Annotated in this window: 1 pseudogene; it reads right to left on the bottom strand. The window is 42.2% G+C overall.

Going from position 1 to position 1,325, the window contains the following annotated elements:
- Window positions 1-1,325, bottom strand: a pseudogene (locus EO117_RS09045) (hypothetical protein); the annotation flags it as partial.

Genomic DNA, 1,325 nt, shown 5'->3' with positions numbered 1-1,325 from the left:
CCTTGTGCACCCATGCCAGCAGCAGTCGTTCCCGAAGCAATACCAGATTTGCCATCACGGCCATCGATACCATTAGCACCATCACCGCCTACTGCTTTAGCAATCTCACCTACTTTTGCCAATGTATCTTTTGTATCTTGAGACAACGCTAATTTGTAAGTACGAACATTATCTCCAGCCACTTCACCGCCAGTCACCGTTAATGCTGTATCAGTTGATGTTACGATTGTATCATTCGCATCTACTACATAGGTAGTTGTGTTAGGCGTAGAATCATCTGCAGTTACTTTTGTATTTTTACCTGCTGCTACTTTCACTGCCGCCGTTGCTAAGTCTTTCACTTTATTAATACCAGCCTCATTTAGATTATCTAAATTTTTATTGGCTGCTGTACCAACTTGTGTATCTACATAATCTTTATTTGCTGCATCTGTACCTGCAGTTGGAGTAGCTACATTAGAAATCACTTTATTTCCAGCATTGATGCCAGCTTTGCCGATGGTAACCGTAGTCACTACTGGCGCTGTACCAGGAGCTGCATCAGCTGGCACTGCTTGTGTATTCGTAATGGTTAAGCTATCTCCAGTTAACGTAAGTTTAGTGCCTGCTCCGTCAGAAGTAGCTGCATTCGTAACAGAAGTAATACCTACTAAGTCTTTTACTAAACCGATTTCTAGTTTGCCATCATTATTTTTCTTAGTACGGATATTATTTGCTGCTGTTGTTGCCTCTGTAGGAAGTGTGCCTTCACCAATGATATGTAAAGTTTCACCCAATTGTTTTTTGATGTCTTGTGCATCATTACCTTGGAATGTTAATCCTTTCGCAATGATTTCAGTCGCTGTGCTATTCAAGTCACTTACATTGACTGCTGCGTTTTGTAATTTTGCGTCATCCGCTGTTTTCTTCAAGCGATCCAAGAATGGAGCATTCGCAATTGGTTGGTTTTGAGCATCCTTAACAACCGTGTTAGTAATTGGAGATGCTACGTTATTGATAATTGTCGTACCACCTGTTGTAGAACCATCTGGGTTCACTAGACGAGCTTGTGGTGCTGTCACTGGTTTTGGTGCCTCTGCTGTACCTGCTTCCGCCGCTGTTTTTACAGTTCCGTCAGCTTTCACATCATCTGCTTTGTAGTATTTACCATCGTTAGCTTTCACTAAACGGTTGCCTTCTGCATCTGTGTACACTACTATACCAGCTTCGCCGTTACGTAATGCATTCACTTTAGATGTTAAATCTTTACCATTTAAACCATCTTGACCTGTTGGACCTTGTGCACCCATGCCAGCAGCAATCGTTCCCGAAGCAATACCAGATTT

It is taken from the genome of Veillonella sp. VA142, from assembly GCF_003992135.1.
Classification (GTDB): domain Bacteria; phylum Bacillota; class Negativicutes; order Veillonellales; family Veillonellaceae; genus F0422.
The sequence above is the reverse complement of the archived record's forward strand: the minus strand, read 5'-3'. Positions and strand labels throughout refer to the sequence as shown.